Origin of the sequence: Streptomyces sp. NPDC044571 (assembly GCF_040647115.1) — a bacterium.
In the GTDB taxonomy this organism is placed as follows: domain Bacteria; phylum Actinomycetota; class Actinomycetes; order Streptomycetales; family Streptomycetaceae; genus Streptomyces.
In genome coordinates this window covers 1-1,094 of the sequence record NZ_JBEZBN010000152.1, presented here as the reverse complement: position 1 = coordinate 1,094, position 1,094 = coordinate 1, and the positions used below count along the sequence as shown (strand labels likewise).

1 protein-coding gene and 1 pseudogene are annotated in these 1,094 nt (G+C 72.6%); both read right to left on the bottom strand.

Annotated elements, in window-relative coordinates:
• Positions 1 to 264 (bottom strand): annotated as a pseudogene (locus AB0B01_RS30925) (hypothetical protein); the annotation flags it as partial.
• 1 nt (position 265) lies between these two features.
• Positions 266 to 805: a hypothetical protein gene (locus tag AB0B01_RS30920; protein ID WP_361726330.1), complete on the bottom strand. Its 540-nt coding sequence runs from the start codon at positions 803 to 805 to the stop codon at positions 266 to 268.
• Between the last annotated feature and the right edge of the window lie 289 nt (positions 806 to 1,094).

Below are 1,094 nucleotides of genomic sequence, written 5' to 3'. Positions count from 1 at the left end.
CGCGTCCGCGTCCCGGGCGGTGGTTCCGCCGCCGCCCGTCTCCTCGGCCGCTTCCGTTGCGTCGGTCTCCGCGGCGTCGGTCTCCGCGCGTGCGTCCGCTTCGTCGGCGTCCGCACCCGCCTCCTCGCCCGCGCCGGTACCCCAGCCTGCCGTGGCCTCGCCGGGGTAGACGGCCGTGTCCGGCTCCTTGTCGGGGTGGGCCAGGTTCTCGGTGCTCAGACCGCTCTCACCGGGCCGGTCGGCCGCGTCGTCGTTCATGTGCATGTCATCGCCCTCCTTCCTCGCTGAGGAGTTCCTGGAAGAGGGCGCGGTAGTGCACCATGGCGCCGCGCAGCTCCTCCGTCGTCGCCTGTCCCCCGCTGCTGCGTACGTTCACCTCGTGGGCGGCGCGGTAGTGCTCCAAGGTCCGGCCGTGATCGACGGACAGGTCCCGCAGCTGGTGCTGGTACCCGTCGGTCGGGTAGCCCCGCTCGCGCATGAGCCGGGTCACCAGCTCGTCGGCCTCGCCCACGGAGTCGGCCGGGCGGTCCACGAAACGCTCCTGGACTTCCCGCCAGTCGTTGGCGTACTGCTCGCGGCGCGCGGGGGGCAGCTCCTTGATGTCCAGCTTCTCGTGGCGCTGCTCACGCGCCCGCAGTTCGCGCTCGGCGGCCATCCGGCCGCCCTCGGCCTCGACCGTGCGGTCGTACTCCGGCCCGAACTGCTCCCTCAGATGCCGTCGGCGCGACATCAGCCACAGCCCCACCCCCAGGGCGATCAGTACCACGACGATAACGATGATCGTAATGAGCGTGCTCGTGGCCATCAGGACCTCCAGTCCGTGCCCTCACCCCCGCATTCGCCCGGCGCCTGCCCCCCGCCCCACCCTGCAAACCAGGCCCGCGGTGCCGGACGCACTCCCGTTCGGCCGCCTGCCGCCTCCCCGGCCCCGGTCCGCGCGCAACCCTGTTGTCCCTGCGCTGCGTTGCGGGAGCCGCCCGCGCGGCGGAGAATCCGGTCGGCGGCAACGAGGCCGCGGCCGTAGTCTGCTCTGCCGTGGACATGCAACGCGCTGCCCTGCAGCTCCGGCTCATCGCCGAGATCGTGCAGATCGC